The sequence below is a fragment of the Methanoculleus oceani genome (assembly GCF_023702065.1).
GTDB lineage: Archaea > Halobacteriota > Methanomicrobia > Methanomicrobiales > Methanoculleaceae > Methanoculleus > Methanoculleus oceani.
In genome coordinates this window covers 114,413-131,187 of sequence record NZ_QFDM01000003.1, presented here as the reverse complement: position 1 = coordinate 131,187, position 16,775 = coordinate 114,413, and the positions used below count along the sequence as shown (strand labels likewise).

Annotated in this window: 12 protein-coding genes and 1 tRNA gene; 5 read left to right on the top strand and 8 right to left on the bottom strand. The window is 50.1% G+C overall.

Annotated elements, in window-relative coordinates; all coding sequences use genetic code 11:
- The first annotated feature begins 193 nt into the window (after positions 1-193).
- On the top strand, positions 194-1,456 hold the full coding sequence (locus DIC75_RS12305; RefSeq protein ID WP_284738485.1) for a hypothetical protein: 1,263 nt from the start codon (positions 194-196) through the stop codon (positions 1,454-1,456).
- 98 nt (positions 1,457-1,554) lie between these two features.
- On the opposite strand, the gene DIC75_RS10340 is transcribed toward DIC75_RS12305, so the two are convergent.
- Both DIC75_RS10340 and DIC75_RS10335 read right to left on the bottom strand, forming a co-directional pair.
- Complete coding sequence (locus tag DIC75_RS10340) at positions 1,555-2,862, bottom strand: amidohydrolase family protein (RefSeq protein WP_250987962.1); 1,308 nt, start codon at positions 2,860-2,862, stop codon at positions 1,555-1,557.
- Positions 2,859-3,530 carry an MTAP family purine nucleoside phosphorylase gene (locus DIC75_RS10335; protein ID WP_250988322.1) on the bottom strand — a complete coding sequence of 224 codons (672 nt, stop codon included), beginning with the start codon at positions 3,528-3,530 and terminating at the stop codon, positions 2,859-2,861. The genes DIC75_RS10340 and DIC75_RS10335 overlap by 4 nt, the downstream gene beginning before the upstream one ends.
- Positions 3,531-3,675: 145 nt before the next feature.
- On the opposite strand from DIC75_RS10335, the gene DIC75_RS10330 reads away from it, so the two are divergent.
- The 4 genes from DIC75_RS10330 to DIC75_RS10315 all read left to right on the top strand — a co-directional run bounded on the left by DIC75_RS10330 (position 3,676) and on the right by DIC75_RS10315 (position 8,765).
- Positions 3,676-4,812 carry a nicotinate phosphoribosyltransferase gene (locus tag DIC75_RS10330; protein ID WP_250987961.1) on the top strand — a complete coding sequence of 379 codons (1,137 nt, stop codon included), beginning with the start codon at positions 3,676-3,678 and terminating at the stop codon, positions 4,810-4,812.
- 58 nt (positions 4,813-4,870) lie between these two features.
- Positions 4,871-4,942 (top strand) — tRNA-Ala (locus DIC75_RS10325).
- Between the two features lie 340 nt (positions 4,943-5,282).
- Entirely contained in the window at positions 5,283-6,677 is a 1,395-nt protein-coding gene (locus tag DIC75_RS10320; protein WP_250987960.1) for an ATP-binding protein, read from the top strand.
- A 111-nt stretch (positions 6,678-6,788) separates the two neighbouring features.
- Complete coding sequence (locus DIC75_RS10315) at positions 6,789-8,765, top strand: protein NO VEIN domain-containing protein (RefSeq protein ID WP_250987959.1); 1,977 nt, start codon at positions 6,789-6,791, stop codon at positions 8,763-8,765.
- Between the two features lie 161 nt (positions 8,766-8,926).
- Here the strand turns inward: DIC75_RS10315 and DIC75_RS10310 are convergent, their stop codons facing one another.
- From DIC75_RS10310 to DIC75_RS10285, 6 genes are all read right to left on the bottom strand, one after another.
- Positions 8,927-10,678, bottom strand: a complete 1,752-nt coding sequence (locus DIC75_RS10310; protein WP_250987958.1) for a radical SAM protein — start codon at positions 10,676-10,678, stop codon at positions 8,927-8,929.
- 62 nt (positions 10,679-10,740) lie between these two features.
- Positions 10,741-12,291: an ATP-binding protein gene (locus tag DIC75_RS10305; RefSeq protein WP_250987957.1), complete on the bottom strand. Its 1,551-nt coding sequence runs from the start codon at positions 12,289-12,291 to the stop codon at positions 10,741-10,743.
- Between the two features lie 11 nt (positions 12,292-12,302).
- Positions 12,303-13,985, bottom strand: coding sequence for an ATP-binding protein (locus DIC75_RS10300; protein WP_250987956.1), 1,683 nt, complete (start codon positions 13,983-13,985; stop codon positions 12,303-12,305).
- A gap of 12 nt (positions 13,986-13,997) precedes the next feature.
- On the bottom strand, positions 13,998-15,185 hold the full coding sequence (locus tag DIC75_RS10295; RefSeq protein WP_250987955.1) for a hypothetical protein: 1,188 nt from the start codon (positions 15,183-15,185) through the stop codon (positions 13,998-14,000).
- A gap of 214 nt (positions 15,186-15,399) precedes the next feature.
- Positions 15,400-15,729, bottom strand: a complete 330-nt coding sequence (gene cas1, locus DIC75_RS10290) for a CRISPR-associated endonuclease Cas1 (protein ID WP_250988321.1) — start codon at positions 15,727-15,729, stop codon at positions 15,400-15,402.
- A gap of 176 nt (positions 15,730-15,905) precedes the next feature.
- A complete protein-coding gene (locus tag DIC75_RS10285; RefSeq protein ID WP_250987954.1) occupies positions 15,906-16,673 on the bottom strand; it encodes a hypothetical protein in 768 nt (255 codons plus the stop codon).
- Between the last annotated feature and the right edge of the window lie 102 nt (positions 16,674-16,775).

Genomic DNA, 16,775 nt, shown 5'->3' with positions numbered 1-16,775 from the left:
CACGGAGCGTGCAGCCCGGGAGTTCCGGGCCGGGCTGCACCCTTCGGGGATCCGTCCTGCCGGTCGGCACTCTCCCGGATCATGCCGCAGATTCCGGCATTCGACGCCGTAACGGGGGCCGGGCACTTATGTCCTCATGCCTTCGCATCGTCCGGGGCGGTGAGGCTCGCATACGACACAGGAGGTAATGAGTATGAAACGGCTCATAGGACAGATGGGAATCGTTGCAGTCATCGTCATCGCCGTTGCGCTCGCCGCGGGTGCGGCTTTCGCACAACCGGTCCCGCCGGGACAGACGCAGGTGCCGGGAGCGTCCGCAATCACGAGCGGGCCGGGAGACAAAGAATTTCCGGCGATCTCGGGAGATACCGTCGTCTGGCTCGACAACACCACCGGATCGGTCCGGGTCGCGAACGCCTCATCCGGGCAAACCCTGACGATCCCGGGAGACGGGACCAACGCGACCGTCGCCATGCGGGAGGTCGACGTTTCGGGAAACTACGTCGTCTGGACCGGCACGAGACCCATGGAGACGTCGACGGATATCTACCTTTACGATACCGTCGCGGGTTCGCTGACTCAGGTCACGAACGATTCGGCTTTCAAGATGTCCCCGTCCGTATCGGGTAACGTGATCTGCTGGAATGCCGTCAACGTCACGACCGGAAGAGGCGAGAACCACTGGTACGGGATCGATACCCGGGATAGCGGCCTGCTCCCCGGGAATACTACGTCCAACCGGACTTCTCCGGCCATCGGCGGCGACACCGTCGCCTGGCTCGACGACAGCAGGGTCGGCGGCCATTTTGATGTCCTGTGGAGTTCTTTCCCCGGTGGAGACCCGGTGCGCGTCAGCCTGACGGGCAACATATCAAGCCCCCCTGCGGTATCGAGTGACGGGAGGCGGGTTGTCTGGCTTGCCGAAGAGGGCGGCCTGGTCTCGTTGTACATGGCCGAGACCGGCACCCGGGAGGTGCGCCGGATCGGAGGAGAGGGAGCAATGCCGTTCGCTCCCGACGTCGACGTCGACTACGTCGTCTGGACCGATTACCGGAACGGGAACGGCGACATCTATCTTTACGACATACAGACCGGTCGGGAGAGGCAGGTCACGTCCGATAGTGCCGAACAGGTCTACCCGGCCGTATCCGGCAGCAGGATCGTCTGGATGGGCAACGACGACGGAGCCTGGAACATCTACCTTGCCGAGATCGGTGCAGGGCAGCAGCCGACGATGACCGGGACCCCCGCTCCCACCATGGCGCCGGGCGGCCAACCGCCCTCCTATCCGATCTGGCGACCGCCGTATCCCCCTGCCGTACAACCGACCTCCATCCCGACCGGACAACCGACCCCCTCCCCGACCGGTCAGCCGACCTACACCCCTACCTCTACCCCGACCGCACAACCGACCTACACCCCGACTGCACAACCAACCTACTACCCGACCACGTAGCCGGCCTCGACATCCTCTCCCTGCGGGTGCCGGGACGCAACGGCGGATGAGACCCCGTATGGGACAGACCATACGGGCATGCATCCGGCGAAAAAAGATCAGGAGGTCGTTTCTGTCCGCCCGACCAGCGACCGGGCCGTGGCGGCGGCTTCCCGGACGATCTCCTCTGCTCCCGGCACCTCCCGCTCGTGCATCAGGACTCTGCCACCGCAGAGGACGGTCATGACCGCGCCGCCGTTGCAGGCGTAGACGGTGTTCGAGTCGGCGTGGAAGAGCGGGGTGTTGCAGACTGCACGGGCGTCGAGGAGGACGATATCGGCCGGGGCGCCCACGGTCAGGGTCCCCGGGCCGGTGCCGAGCGCCCGGGCGCCTGCGCTCGTCGCCATCGCGAGCGCCTCGCCTGCGGGGAGGAGGGTCGGCGAGTTCCAGGCGAACTTCTGCAGCAGGGCGGCGAACTTCATCTCCTCGAGCATGTCGAGGTTGTTGTTCGAGGCGCAGCCGTCGGTCCCGAGGCAGACATTCGCCCCGGAAGCTTTCAGCCAGTGGTAGGGCATCGCCCGGTTGACGGCGAGCTTCATGTTGCTCGCCGGGTTGTGAGAGGCGGAGACGCCGCGCTCCCCGAGGAGCCGGCACTCGGCCTCGTCGAGCCAGCAGCAGTGCGCGGCGACGGTCCTTGGGGTGAGGCAGCCGCACTCGTCGAGGAGGACCGCGGGGCGTTTGCCGAACTGGGCGACGCAGTCGACGACCTCTTTCTCGGTCTCGGAGAGGTGGACGTGGATGCCGATCTCCTGCTCTTTTGCATATTCGCCGCACCAGGCGAGGCCTTCGGGGGAGACGGTGTAGACGGAGTGGGGGCCGACGGCCGCCTGGATCCGCGGGTTGCCGAGCGATTTTACGTGGGCAACGAGGGCTTCGGTCGCCTTGATCTCGGCCTCGCGTTTCTCCTCCATGCCGAGGTCGATAAACCCGTAGGCGAACGTTGCCCGCATGCCCGTCTCGTCGACCGCCTGCGCCGCCCGGTCCATGAAGAAGTACATGTCGTTGAACGCGACGGTGCCGCTCCTGATCATCTCGAGGCACGCGAGTTTCGTTCCCCAGTAGACATCGTCGCCGGTCAGGTGGGCCTCGAGCGGCCAGATCTTCTGCGAGAGCCAGTCCTGCAGCAGCATGTCGTCCCCGTAGCCCCGGAGCAGGGTCATCGCGGCGTGGGTGTGGGTGTTCACCATGCCGGGGACGGCGAGCCGGTCGGAGCCGTCGATGACGATATCAGCGTCGATGGCCTTCCTCGCGTCCTCACCAATCCCCGCGATCATGCCGGTCTCGTCGATCGCGATATCCACAGTCGATCCGTCGATGGTGACCCCGGCGATCAGGACCGATCGTTGGGCGTTAAAGATCTCGTTCATGCAAGTCGCTCCACGATATTCTCAAGGATCTTCTCGGTCCTCCGGCAGTTCGCGCGGGAGGTCGCGAGGATGTGCTCGTAGGTCAGGGTCTCTTCCCCGAGGCCGTTTGCGTAGTTGTCCACGGTGCAGACGGCGGCAAACCGCATCCCGAGTTCGAGAGCGAGCGTCGCCTCGCTCGCGACCGTCATCCCGACGATGTCGGCGACCTTTGCAAGCGCTCTGACTTCGGCGACGGTCTCGATCCGCGGCCCTCTAGTCTGGGCGTAGACCCCGCCCGTCCGGGCCTCCGGCACCAGTCCGGAGAGGGTGCGGACCAGGTCCGCGTCCAGTTCCGGCCGGACGTGGTCGATGGTGCACTCGTGGATGGACGGGATGTCGGTGACGCTCAAATAATCGGTGGGGATGACGATCGAGCCCGGCGGGATCTCGTGCTTCAGGGAGCCGGCGGAGCCGAACGCGACGATCTCGTCCACCCCGAGGATGGCGAGCGCGGCGAGGCACGCCCGGTAGTTGATCCGGTGCGGGGGGAGGTTGTGCTGGTGGCGCAGGAGGAGCGCGAAGGCTCCGGTGTGCACCTCCGCCTTCCCGTAGGGCGTGGCGACGGTCTGCTTATCGAGCGGCGGCAGGTCGGCGAAGAGGAGGCTCGTGCCCCCGATGATCCCGAGCACTAGATCCACCTCACTATGGCGGCATACGCTTCTCCGTGCGACATTCTCTCTAGAGGGTAGACGTCCTATGGGAAAAGATTCACCGTTGCGTTGCCACGGGATCGGTTCAATAAAAATTTACGCTTCCGCGACGACCGGAATATTCATGGGCAGGTTTCAGATGGTCGATGAAGACGCCATCCGGGATGGGAAGTGTACGGACGTCTACTTCCGGCGGGTCGTGGAGGTCATGGAGCGGGACGGCGTGAACCCGCACGTCACGATGGAGGTGACGGCGGCAGCGCTCCCCGACCCGTGGGGGGTCTTCTGCGGGCTTGACGACGTCATCAAACTGCTCGACGGCCTCCCGGTGGACGTGGACGCGATGCCGGAGGGGTCGGTCTTCTACAAAAACGAGCCCGTCCTCCGGATATCGGGACGCTACCGGGACTTCGCCGTCTACGAGACCGCCATCCTCGGGTTCCTCTGCCACGCCTCGGGGGTGGCGTCGGCGGCCGCCCACATGAAACTGGCCGCGGGGGACCGCCCGGTCTACTCCTTCGGCTCGCGCCGCCAGCACCCGGCGATCGCCGCGATGATCGAGCGGGCGGCCTGGATCGGCGGGGTGGACGGGGCGAGCAACACCTGCGCGCCGGAGGATATCCCGCTCGCGGGCACGATGCCGCACGCGTTCGTGATGTGTTACCCGGAGCAGGAGGACGCCTGGCTCGCGTTTGCGCAGGGGGCGGGCCCGGAGGTGCCGCGGATCATGCTCGCGGACACCTTCTCCGACGAGAAGGACGAGGCGGTCAGGGCGGCCGCCTGCGGGGCGACGGCCGTCCGGCTGGACACGCCGCGGTCGCGCCGGGGCGACATGCGGGCGATCATCGAGGAGGTGCGCTGGGAGCTCGACGTCAACGGCTACCCGGACGTGAAGATCTTCCTCTCGGGCGGCCTGTCGCGCGCAGACGTCGCCGCCTACCGCGACGTCGCCGACGCCTTCGGCGTCGGGGGGGCGATAGCAAACGCCCCGGTGATCGACTTCGCGATGGACATCGTCGAGCTCAAAGGCAGGCCCTTCGCGAAGCGCGGGAAGCGGAGCGGCGTCAAGCAGGTCTACGACCTGCCCGGCGGCGGCCGCCTCATGCTCCCCGCCCGCACCCCCGCGCCGAAGGGCGCGGTGCCGCTCCTTGCCCCCTGCATCAAGAACGGCATCGCCGGCGTCGGCCTCATGCGCCCGGACATGAAGGATGCGCGGGAACGGGTGCTCTCCCGGCTCCCGGCCCTTGCCGGGGAGGGATAGGGGGGCGGCCCGCCCCAATCCTTATTATGTGATCGCGATCAACATTGTAGGGTAACAGGGGCCGATAGATCAGGGGTAGATCGCTACCTTGGCATGGTAGAGGCCGCGGGTTCAATTCCCGCTCGGTCCATGTTTGCTGTTTTGAGTGTGCCTTTGGCGATGGTTGTACCGATAGAGTAGCGTTGCGTATGGCCGGGTCGATGAATCGGTTGATGGTGACGACTCGGTTTTTAGGTTGGATCTGGTTGACAATACTCTAAGCTCATCGATGGGACATTAAGTCAGTTGGGGAGTGTCGTTGAGTCCGACGCTGGTGTGTTGTGCATGTAGTGACATCAACTGTCATTACGGTTATGATGACGCTTATATCGCTTATAACGGTCAGGATGAAGAACAGATGTTTTAAAGACGATTTCAAAATGTTTTTCTCCCTGGACAATTGTTAACAGTTATTCAATGCCGGGGATATCATGACCTTTAACAAGTTTGATCTCAATGTCGAGAAGATATTAGAAGATTGGGAAGTCTACCACGCAGTCAGAGAGATTATTGCCAATGCTATTGATGAAGAACTACTCACCAAGACCAAGAAAATTGAGATATTTAAAGATAAAGCGAATTGCTGGCACATCCGCGATTATGGAAGAGGACTTAATCATCAACACTTGACACAAAAAGAAAACGATGAGAAACTTAAAAACCCTCATGTCATTGGAAAATTTGGTATCGGGTTGAAAGATGCTCTTGCAACATTCAATCGAAAGGGCGTCCAGGTCTCGATAAAATCAAAGCATGAAGATATTACCTTAGAAAGAACAAAAAAACACGGTTTTGATGATATTATCACATTGCACGCACAAATTTCTCCCCCTTCTGATAATAACTTCCAAGGAACAGAGTTTATCCTTAAAAACTGTTCAGACAGTGATATTTCAAGAGCGAAGGATCTGTTCCTGCGTTTTTCTGGTGAAAAAGTGTTAGAAACCACATCATTAGGTCAGGTTATTAAAAAGAAATCTGATCCCGCAAAAATATATGTTAACGGGGTTCAGGTTGCGGAAGAAGAAAACTTCCTCTTTTCATACAATATTACGGCCCTCAACAAAGCTATACAAAAGGCATTGAATCGTGAGCGTACGAATGTCGGTAGAACGGCTTACGCTGACAGGGTTCAAAAGATCCTTACTGCATGCGAAAGTCAGGAAGTTGCGCACGAATTAGTAAATGATCTGGCCAACTATGATGCCGGGGAGCACCATGACGAGTTAGGCTGGTCAGAGGTGTCTGTTCATGCATGCCGATTACTCAATGATCGTTCTAAGGTTGTATTCTTCACCTCCGACGAGGCCATGTCCGCACCGAATCTTGTTGATAGGGTCAGAAATGATAAATATGACGTCATAATTGTTCCCCAGAAGATTAAAGGTAAATTACAAGGCGCAGTAGACGTCTCGGGCAATCCGATCAGGGACGTAGAGCAATTCAGCAGAGATTGGAATAATAGTTTGAAGTTCTCTTTTGTGTCTGAGAGGCAGTTTACCGCAAAGGAAAAACAGGTTTTTGAACAAACTGGACAAATATTGGACTTCGTTGGAGGCCGGCCTGAATGTGTGAAAGAAATCCTGATTTCAAAAACAATGCGACTCGATCCAGATTCATATCTGGAAGTAGGGGGGTTGTGGGAGGCTTCTGAAAATAGGATCATAATAAAACGAGACCAACTGAAAGACATCCAGAATTATGCAGGTATCTTACTTCACGAAGTTGCTCACGCTACAAGTGACGCATCTGATGTATCCCGTAGTTTTGAGAATGAATTAACCAGGTATCTGGGACTTGTGGCGGAAAAAGCAATTAGAAAATGATGGACTTTGTTGGTGCAGAGGCAAAGAAATGCTAAAAGACAAGCAACCACTGCACCGAACCCTTTCAGCAGGGTTAAATAATCTCTTCATCTATCACTCAATTGTGGTGTTATGAGAGCCCAGATTCCCTCAAATATTCAACGAGAGCATATCCTTAGAGCAATAACTGAAATAAAAGAGCAGGGATGCCCTCCCCACAACAAGTCTACAAAATATGACCTAATCTACCTCGGAAAGCGTTATCCCCCGAAGTATGTCATCAGTCTGGCAAATGAATTTGCCAATGGGGAACTTTTCAATGTGTCAAAGTTTTCCGGCGGAGAAGAGACTAATAAAAGATTACGATTGCTCGGGTTCGAAATTGTGGAAAAAGAGGATGATACCCGATACCCCACAAATTCTTACTCATGGACAGTAACTTCAGACAATAATGCGCTTAAACGAATGGATAAATCTGTTTTCCTCCATCATGGTACAGTGATTCCCTTCGAAATGCGTTCCTTTTTTGGGATAGAAGACCTCAACGCAGGCGAAAAACGGTCAGTCAAGTTATTTTTTGATGGTATAGCGTACTTTGCTGATATTGAGATGACAAAACATGACTCCTCCCGGTCGCGATTGATCTGGAAGACTGATTTTAGCTCCGAACTGAGGGCAGCATTCCCCTCAATTTATGACCTATTTCGCCACGAAGAAGATAAGGTAACTGATGCGCCATGCATGCAATTTGAACGGACTGCTGCACAGGATGAGTACATCGTGAGTTTTGATATGGCTGCTCAAGAGCGTCAACTGGAGGGGAAAACTCGCCGGGCGGATAATTCATCTCTCTCTCAGGAGACTGATCTACCTCTGTGGATCTTCCACCAGCGGTTTATTCAGTTTCAGGAAGCAGTGAAACAAAAGTCCGGAAAGGAGTTTGTCTCTTTTAACGAGGGGCTGCCATCGGAATGGGAAAGTTATAAGCAAGACATCTATGAAGAAGGGCGGAGTAGGCTAAACTTTAGAAATTGGGTGAAAGAACAGATAGGTACGGGACACCTACTCAAATGCGTAATTTACGCGATTGAGATCGACATCAAGGCTACTAAGTTACGAAACAACCTCGTCAGGTGGGAAAACCGCTGGGGGGAAACGGCACGTGCACAACACTCCCTTTACCAAGCACTGGAGGATAGCAAGCGCTGCGAAGCATTTGAGTCGGCACTATTCGATTTTTATAGGGATATCATCGCTCCGGAAAGCGCTTTTGATGCCTTTGCGAACCTTATGGGAAGGCGATACAACCTTCTTGCGTACCTGTTTTTCCTGAAAGACCGGGAAGAATACACTCCCATTGCACCTCAGCAGCTCGATAAAGCCCTTACTTTACTCGATGTACCTCTTAAAACGAATAGAAGGTGTTCTTGGGAGAACTACCGCTCGTACAACCAAGTCCTGAAGCAGGTACTTAAGGCCCTGGAAGGGGAGGGCTTAGAGGACGTATCACTGCTTGATGCTCATTCATTCTGCTGGATGATTTCACACCTGGTCAGTGACAGCCAGCAGGAAATTCCCCCAGCCGCCACAGTTGAACCGCTTATTATCGATCATTCAGTTGAAGTTCTGCCTCCTTCGATGTTCTCCAACGATAGCGACGAGGAGTTGGAAAATGGACAATCATCTGGTGTTGATTACGGGGAGAAACAGAGGTTGAATGAGTATTTCGGCAAGCTTGCAGAGGATGAAGCGCTGAGGTGCGAAAAAGAGAGGCTTCGGCACGCGGGGCGGGAAGACCTCGCTGATGCCGCTAAGTCTGTGTCAAATGATCCTCGTCTCGGTTACGATATTGCATCTTTCAATGAGGACGGTTCAAAACGATATATTGAGGTTAAGGCAGTCCGACCACATAAGAGATTCGCCAGATTTTACCTATCCTCGAATGAGCTTCAGAAAAGCCGGGATCTGCAGCCAAATTATTACTATTACTTCGTCTTCCAAGTGAAAACGAAACCATATGTCAGATGTATTGAGGCTAGCGAACTTGAAGAGAGATTTTTAAGACCTAATCAATACTCTGTGACTGTTCCCTTCAAGATTCATCGCTAATACATTTCGCTTTTTTCGTGCTCTTTCCAATCAGTTAAATGAATAATGCAACAAATGAATTCCGCTTTCGACTTCTTCGGAAATTCCGATCTCATTTCATTTGATGTGATTGGGAAGTACCTCTATTGGTACGCTCCAAGACAATGGCAATGCTATGAATGCTATGACGATCTATCGCGTTGGATATAATAATATTTTAACACGCTATCAATGGCATTGTCTCCCGTTATGATTTTTTCCTCAAATTGATTTTTAGCCACTATCTCATGTAATTGAATCAGCTGCATTTCATCAAGTTGTTTATACAGATTCCACCAATCAGCAGTCAGATTTTCTTTGTATTTAAAACGGTGAATGATAAACGCTTCCGGCATCCATAAAATCTTGTAAAATTCGTCTATATTTTTTCCGAAAGCCTCTTCGAAGAACGACTTTCCGCGACCTATCTTTCCCTTAGTAGCGTTAAGAACAGCCTGAACTGATCGAATAAATTTGCGATTCCAATGTTTGCCAATGTACTCTCGATTATCATAATATTCTGGGTCGTCAATAGGGTGATATTTCATGGGGAAAGAGAAAATATTCACACCAAGATCGTCACATAGATCCACGTTAAGTTTCATCCGATAGTACAACTCATCAGGCGTGTCTTCGAAATTATAAAGCAGATAGTTGGATAAGTCGGTTATACCATTCTTGGCTGCAATCCGTATTGCAGACTCATATTTGTCTTTCATTGAATAATAGTCAAAAGCGATACGCAGCGGTCGAATGTTGATCTCAGCCAATTTCTTCATTTTCTTTTCAGTTACAAGGCGAGCATCCACGCCCTGGTTGAAATCAATAATGCGCATTGAGGGGCGCTTAAACCGCTGGATATACTTCTCATAGAGTGGCCGCGCTATGTTATCGAACTTAATGATCGCCTCAAGACTTGCCACTTCGGCATAAAGAAGATTCTGTTCTTCACGTGTTATATAAAAATCCGCTTGTTCAGATTCTGGAAGTTTTTCGGAGATTTGATCGTATAGTCTGATGATTTTTCTTGTATATGCCCTCACATTGTATCCAACGCGTATGTTTTTCATCGCAATGTCATAATCGCTTACGGGATTGCACTTGGCGCCGCGCTTAAACCCACATTTTTTAATTTCATCTATAATTTTATCAAAATGTTTGGATGCTAAGATATTGTTGTCCATTAGAAGCAGATCCTTTTGCGGACCAAATCGCTCTGCAGCTTGTTTGATTTGCTTTACCAAACTTATGTAGTCAATATACACTGGCTCCAAACGAGGAACGGCACAAAAGGGGCATTTTCTCGGGCAGCCTCGCGTCATATAAGCAAAATAGGCGTTTTTTGCCGGATATTGATAGTCGATTTCCTCCAAGATCGAGTAATCTAAAGGCATCTCGTCGATGATGTCAACACTATCAGCGTCCAGCATCCCGGGCTTGTCTAATAGCCCTTGGATGGGGTCAATTCCAGTTTCTTGAAGAATTCGCTCATGAAGTATGGTTGAAGCTATTCCACCAACAAATATTCTGCCAGTTTTTGAACAGAACTTTTTTGCAAAGTTAATAGTATCGATTGTTATACTCCAATAAAAGGTAAAAAGAGTAGTGATGTGAATAATGTCGAACTGAGGGAAATCACCGTCCCGATAACGAAGACGATATTCTTTTAGAAGCGTCTCTTGTGCGCTGTTCCTGAAGTCCGGAATTGTATCGAGCGGAGCATACTTTCCTGTCTTTATATGCTCAATGAGTTTAGGCACATGCTTTCCCAGTTTGGGTTCATTCACTTCAGAAAGAAATTCTTCACATAGCAAATGAGCTGCGAAATATCTCAGATCGCCTTTGAAGAAGCGTACATCATCACCTCGGTTGCGGTAATAAGTCGCCAGCTTCATAAGGCCCATTGGGGGGTATTTATTCCTATAATTTGGCTCAATCAAGAGAATTTTTCGACTCATTAGAGTTCTTCCTCTATCTTCTTGGTGATTTTGTCAGCAGTTTCAGCATCAACTGCGGCTGAAATGATACGGAATATTTTTGAAATTAGATTACGTTCATTTTTGCTGTACTTTGAAAGTTTGTCTCTTTGGCGAGAAAGTTTGGCACTTTCGAGAGCCTTTGATTTAGGTGATACGGATTTGGCAACTGACTTAGCCCGCTCAGCCTCTATTTGAGAAATAACTCTTTGTGTTAGGCTGTCGGCTTTGCCCTTCGCTTTTTCGATTTTTATTTGGGCGGCCTCAGCTTCTTTCTCTGAGTCTTGAACAGATTTTAGCTCGTGTTTGCGGTGAGCACTATCGATAAAGGTGCTATTAGCGTCTTTTGCTTTGAAATCAGTCTCTTTTTTCTCAAATGAGTCAATTTTCCTATAGGCACTATTAATCTCAGATCCGGCGTAATATACTTTTTGTAGTTCTTCGTTAAAATATTTTTTAAGCTCGCGTTCAAAGTCTATCCGGGCTCTGTTTTCATTGAAATAATCACGCTGCGAATTAGGGATTAACCCCTTGTCTACGGCAAAAACTTCACCAACAAAATAGCTGTTTCCGCGGCTTTCTTTGAAGAGTTTTTGGAGTGAATCTTCTCCCCCAATTTGTATATTCTCCTTACGCAACCGCAGGCCACGCATCGGGTTGTTTTTTGGCGGAATGGCTTTTTTAAACTGCGAAAGGCCGACCCACATCCACGCGAACAACCTATCATCTGCATCAAAGAAATCCTTAAAATGCACGTCGAAGATTTCGTCGTATTTGGTGTCTGTTACGTCTTTCAGCACAGTTGTATATTTTTTAAAAATTGGCTCACCGTTGAGAGTGATATTATACTCGTCTATTATGGTGCCCAGGTCGTTAGCATGCTTATAGATTTTTTTACGATAATTAAAGCTGCTCTGGTAGGGTGCAGGAGCAACAAATGAAAGATAATCCTTAACTTGCTGAAAATCGAGAAGATCAGTATTCTCACTGTTAATATCGATAAGATCTACTTTAAAGAAATGTGAGTCAATATTTTTTTCTTCCTTCTGCTCAAATCGGCAGATAGACTGAAGCACTTCGTTTGCAGTGTGCTTCTTGCCACGCGCATGCTCGTCGATGAACCTTCGCATTTTCTGTGCATCGCACACCAAAATTGATACTATATTTTCCCCCTTGGATGATGACGTAATAACAAGCTGTTTGCAATAAGCCAAACCACACAGTCTTCCAATGCCCCGGAAACCTTTATTTTCGCCGATTTTCTTGTCCGAGTCAGCAATATTTAATAGAGTGCTTTGAAACTCCTCCGCGGAAATACCTGTGGCGTTATCTTCGATGGCAATGGTGCGCTTCTCACGATCCAGCCATATTTTGATAGAGCCTTCACCTTGTTTTAGGATCCCGTCTCTGATAGCTTTATCAATCTGATCAGAGGAATTTTGGATGTACTCACGATAGATTACTTTTGAGTCTTGATACATTCCCGTTGTGAGAATTTCTAGAATATGTGCCCCAAAGATAACATCCTTCATAATACATCACATCATTGTTTAAACTGCTTGTAGATGGGTTTCGGGAAATTTATTTTTAAGATGGAACGGAAGATCGGGTTTTGAACTAGATAATCCCCCTGTTCCAACCGTGTCAGCATGTTTTTGTAAGTACTCGGAAGGCTGCTATAATCCTTAGCCGAGGTTTCGATGGAGTTTGTTCTTCCATAGGCATGTGTGGCGCAGTTGCCAGTTACACGGGCATGGATAGCAGAGCGGAATTGTTCGGCGGCAAAGAGAACAACGCCTAATGACCGTCCACGTTCGGTCACGTCCAGTATTTCACGCAGAATTGGTGACGTCTTCGGGACATCTTTTGAAGCGTATTTGTTCAGTTCGTCGATGAAAATGATGATTCTGGACGGAGGATCGATTGACTCGGCGTCATACTCTCCGAGCTTTAAATTATAGATCGTGCGTACGGCGTCACCAAAGACAAATGCTTGTTTGTCTTCGGGTAACTTGGCAATGTCGACGACATACACCTCGTTCTTCCTGATTTGCTTCAATTCATCAGCTAAACGGCATTCCGCTCCATGATTATTGACCCTGTTAGCAAACATCTCGTCCTGAAGGGCCTTGCGAATTACCCGTTTAAATTTTCGCCAACTCAATACGGAAATGTCTCCCTTATCCCCGGGAGAGCCTTTTTGGGTTTTTTCCGTGACTTTATCCATGAAGTCTTTCCAGGTTGAAAGACCCCCGAAATCGTTGTCCTCTTTATCAATGATTTTGCTAATTATTGACTCCATAGTTTGGGTCGGGTCGTCAATGTCCGCAAACATCATTTCGATGTTCTCCTTATCGTCCGAGTAGATGTACTTGAACTTCTTCAGCTGACCGGCGTCGATATTGTTCTTAATTTCCCCTTTGGTCAAATATGTGCTCTGTTTGGCAGATTTTGGATCTGTGAAGGGAATGTAATATTTCACATTTTTAAACGGGTCGGTGGACAAACCCAGTGCTTCGTACTCCGCAAGAGTTCGCTCTTTTTCATCAGGGTTATCTGATGAAAAGTCATTCGGCTTATCAATCGCCATCAGGTCCTTTCCCTTAACGTTAAAGATAACAAAGGCCACGCTGTCGTCCATATCGTCGCTCTGGTATCGATCCTGGATGGCTTTCATGAGAAACATAGCATACGATGTCTTCGCTGCGAGCCCGGAAATGCCAGAGATGTTCAGGTGCGCACCTTCTGGGCCTAGGATAAATTTCGAGTTCAAACGTACGGGGACTGTTACCTCCTCTGGAGTCCCTTCATACATTCTTAAAGACCCACAAACCAGCGGATTTTGAATCCTGTCAAGGCCCAAAGCCATCGTGATCTCTTCTGCGCTGGCAAGATACACCTTAGCGTTGTTATGTACCGGGGTGTACAGATTCCCGCTGTTGAAGGAAACTTTGGCTTTAGCATAGTTCATGCCAACTCGCAAGGTTGGTTCATTAATATTTACATCACCGAAATCACTGGAAATGAAGTTGGTCAGAAAACTCTGGGCGTCCGTGATGTGGGAGATGTTCTCGATCATCCCAAAAGTGTAAGACCCGTCGATATGCTCAACCTTGACTATATCAAACGCACTGAGTTTCAAGTCCGAATTCGTCCAAAAATTAAATTCATCGATTGTAGTAGGGTTTTTTTCAGTTGCCAAAATCCGTCCAATTAGTTTACTCATATCGTCTCTCCTTTAGAATAAATGTAGAAAACTTTCCGTACTCAAATACCGAGATTTCACAAAAGACTCTGTCAGATGGATAGGGTATATGTGATTCGCCCAACGGAGATCTGAGCCATAACAAACAGGATTCCTTTCGTTTATTAGATAAGCGCTCACCGTATCAACGAGTTCGCTTTCTATCCCGTGCTCATTCTCCTCCTCTGTCACGAGAATTTTTTCCACTTTAAGAATACCATCGAACGGAGTTCGCGTCTGGTTTTTATCCCGCAATCGAATATACCATACTGCAAATTTAATATCACCTAGCATATCATTCTCATATTCCGCCACAGGTGTACGATGGTAAAGTGGCAAATCTGCAATAAATTTGGGGTTTGGCTTGCCATAAACATCCATACAGACTTCCGGATTAAAATTTTTTGATGCACCAATAACCCAGTTGTAGTTGTTCTTGAAGGTCTGATATTTCCTCTTATCAGATTTATCTTCCTTAGTAGGACGATATTCCAAAGACCCATCCTTAACTAAGTAGTTATCTTGATTCAACATGCCCTCGCGGACGAGTTCTGCTACTAATTCTTTCTCACGTTCAATCATTCTATCTTGGATAGAAGCCGTGGCTCGATCCTCGTATTTTTTATCATCGTTTTTAGATGTCTTATACGGAAGAATAGTCGAGAAATCAATTCCGAGTCTTTTTAATTCAGCACACTCATTAAGTTTTTTTACTGTCGCTGGCCAAAATCCTGATTTTCCGTCAGCATCTGCCACATCAGGCATGGACAATACAAACTCGCGTTTGAACCTAGCCGGAACCACCCTTTTGTCAATACGACGGCAACATCCGATTCCTATCTGCCCGGCCACTACAGGATAAATCACACCTCGACCACCCGAGTGTGTGTAAGCCATATCATCAACTTTAAAAATCCTGCGCGAACCGTCCAAGAAATAGCTCAAAATCTGATCATCCTGACCGGCGAGCGTCTTACACCTCTCAGATAAATCTATGTAGGTTCTATGCGGGGTAGTCTCAGCTCTTCGTTTCCAAACAATCTCACTAGGGCCATAATCCACCGAAGGCCGTTCCAAGTGGTCAAGAGCATATTTGTGTGCCTTGTAACTCATACCGCCAGTCACTTCGGCTAAAAGATTCATGATTTTGTTATCTTTTGATTTGCCAATTGTCTCAATCATACTACCAACAATCTTCTGCTCTCACACAATTGTATACGGCTTAAACGTCCACTTACCTACGTCAAGAATCTCAAAGGTCACGAAAAGGTGCCGATCGATTCCACTTTGAGATTGTTGCTTGTTCCACTGCTCCCGGGGAATCCGCTATATATTCCTATCTTTCATTTCGTTGACATTAAATCTAGCGAAATTAAATTCGTCCTACAGAAGTAGATCAATCTTCAAGATCAGCTGTTGATCCACACTTATTGAACCCAGCGTTAATCTCCTCCGTCATCTTCCGCGCACCAGTTGACCGCAGCCGCAGCGCGTAGATCTCTGTCCTCACGAAGTCCTTCGCGTTCATCGCACTTTTTTCAGCAAGGTTGATAACCGCCAGATTCACAAGGAACCGGAACAACTCCTGGATATCGTAGGCCAGACTGTTTTTGCCCGCCTGCATCTCGTGGAGGTATCCTACATGCGCACCGAGCCCCACGCTGTTGATAACCCGCAAACATTCGACCTCCAGCAGCGAGTAGCCGTAGTTCAGCATACAGTTCATGTAGTCCACCTCACCCCCACCCCCATTCCCCTCCCGCGCCAGCCGGGCATAACACCCCTCGCACCTTCGGTGCTCATGCTCCGGTCCTGCGAACCGTCGCACCTCGCACCTTCATGCACAGAGCCCGGGCAAGCTCGTTCTCGATGCGGATAACCTTCCTGGTAGTTTCACTCATGCTACCCTTTGGGATTTTCAAGATTCGATGGTAGCCTATCGCCGGTTACCCAGCATTTCTTATATGGTTTTGAATACTCTGACAGCAACGTTTTCAGCTTGGCATGATCCCCACCGCTTTTTACCACAAAGAAGAAGACGATTTCGTTGTCTGAAATCCACAACGGATCTGAATTCGTCTCGTTTCGGAACTGTTGCACTCTCCAGTCGATATAGTCGTTATGTTCCTTGCGGGGAAAGTGCTGGTAGATCATCAGGAGAGAATCATCGCTCATGCGCTCAAGCAGTGACCTGACTTCCGAGTACAGGGTGTGCTTGTGGGATGACTTTTTCACCTCCAGGCCGTTGTCCGGATCGACAAAAACCAGCGCTGATTTTAAAAGACTATTGGGGACATTAGAGAAGTATTCATACCGTTTTCTGTGCGTAAAGTATTCTTCCAGAGAGTGATCAGGTGGATTATAGATCTCCGTTTGGACTCCCTTCTTTTCGAAAAAGTACCTAATCTCTGTAAAATCTCTGTCTTCCGGCGCAATCCGATGATATTTATGAAGGTACTGAAGGTACTCCACCAGTTCATCATTCTCTGATCCCGGACGACCCTTCATACGCTCATCAAAACCCCGTTTGTTACCGTCGGTTCGGTTATCGTTTGCCGTGAGCATGGGAATAAAGGAAAACTGCTTGAGGCTTGGGCACTGTTGCATGATCTGCTGAATCAAGTCGTATTTGAACAGGTCTCGATAATCGCCGAAGTATTGGTTCTTCATGACCGACAGCCTCACATCAGGGCGCTAATGGGGTACTGGGGGATGAGGCGGCATTACTTTTTCTCATGGTAATGTATCGAGCGCGAGGAGGAGACAGACAGA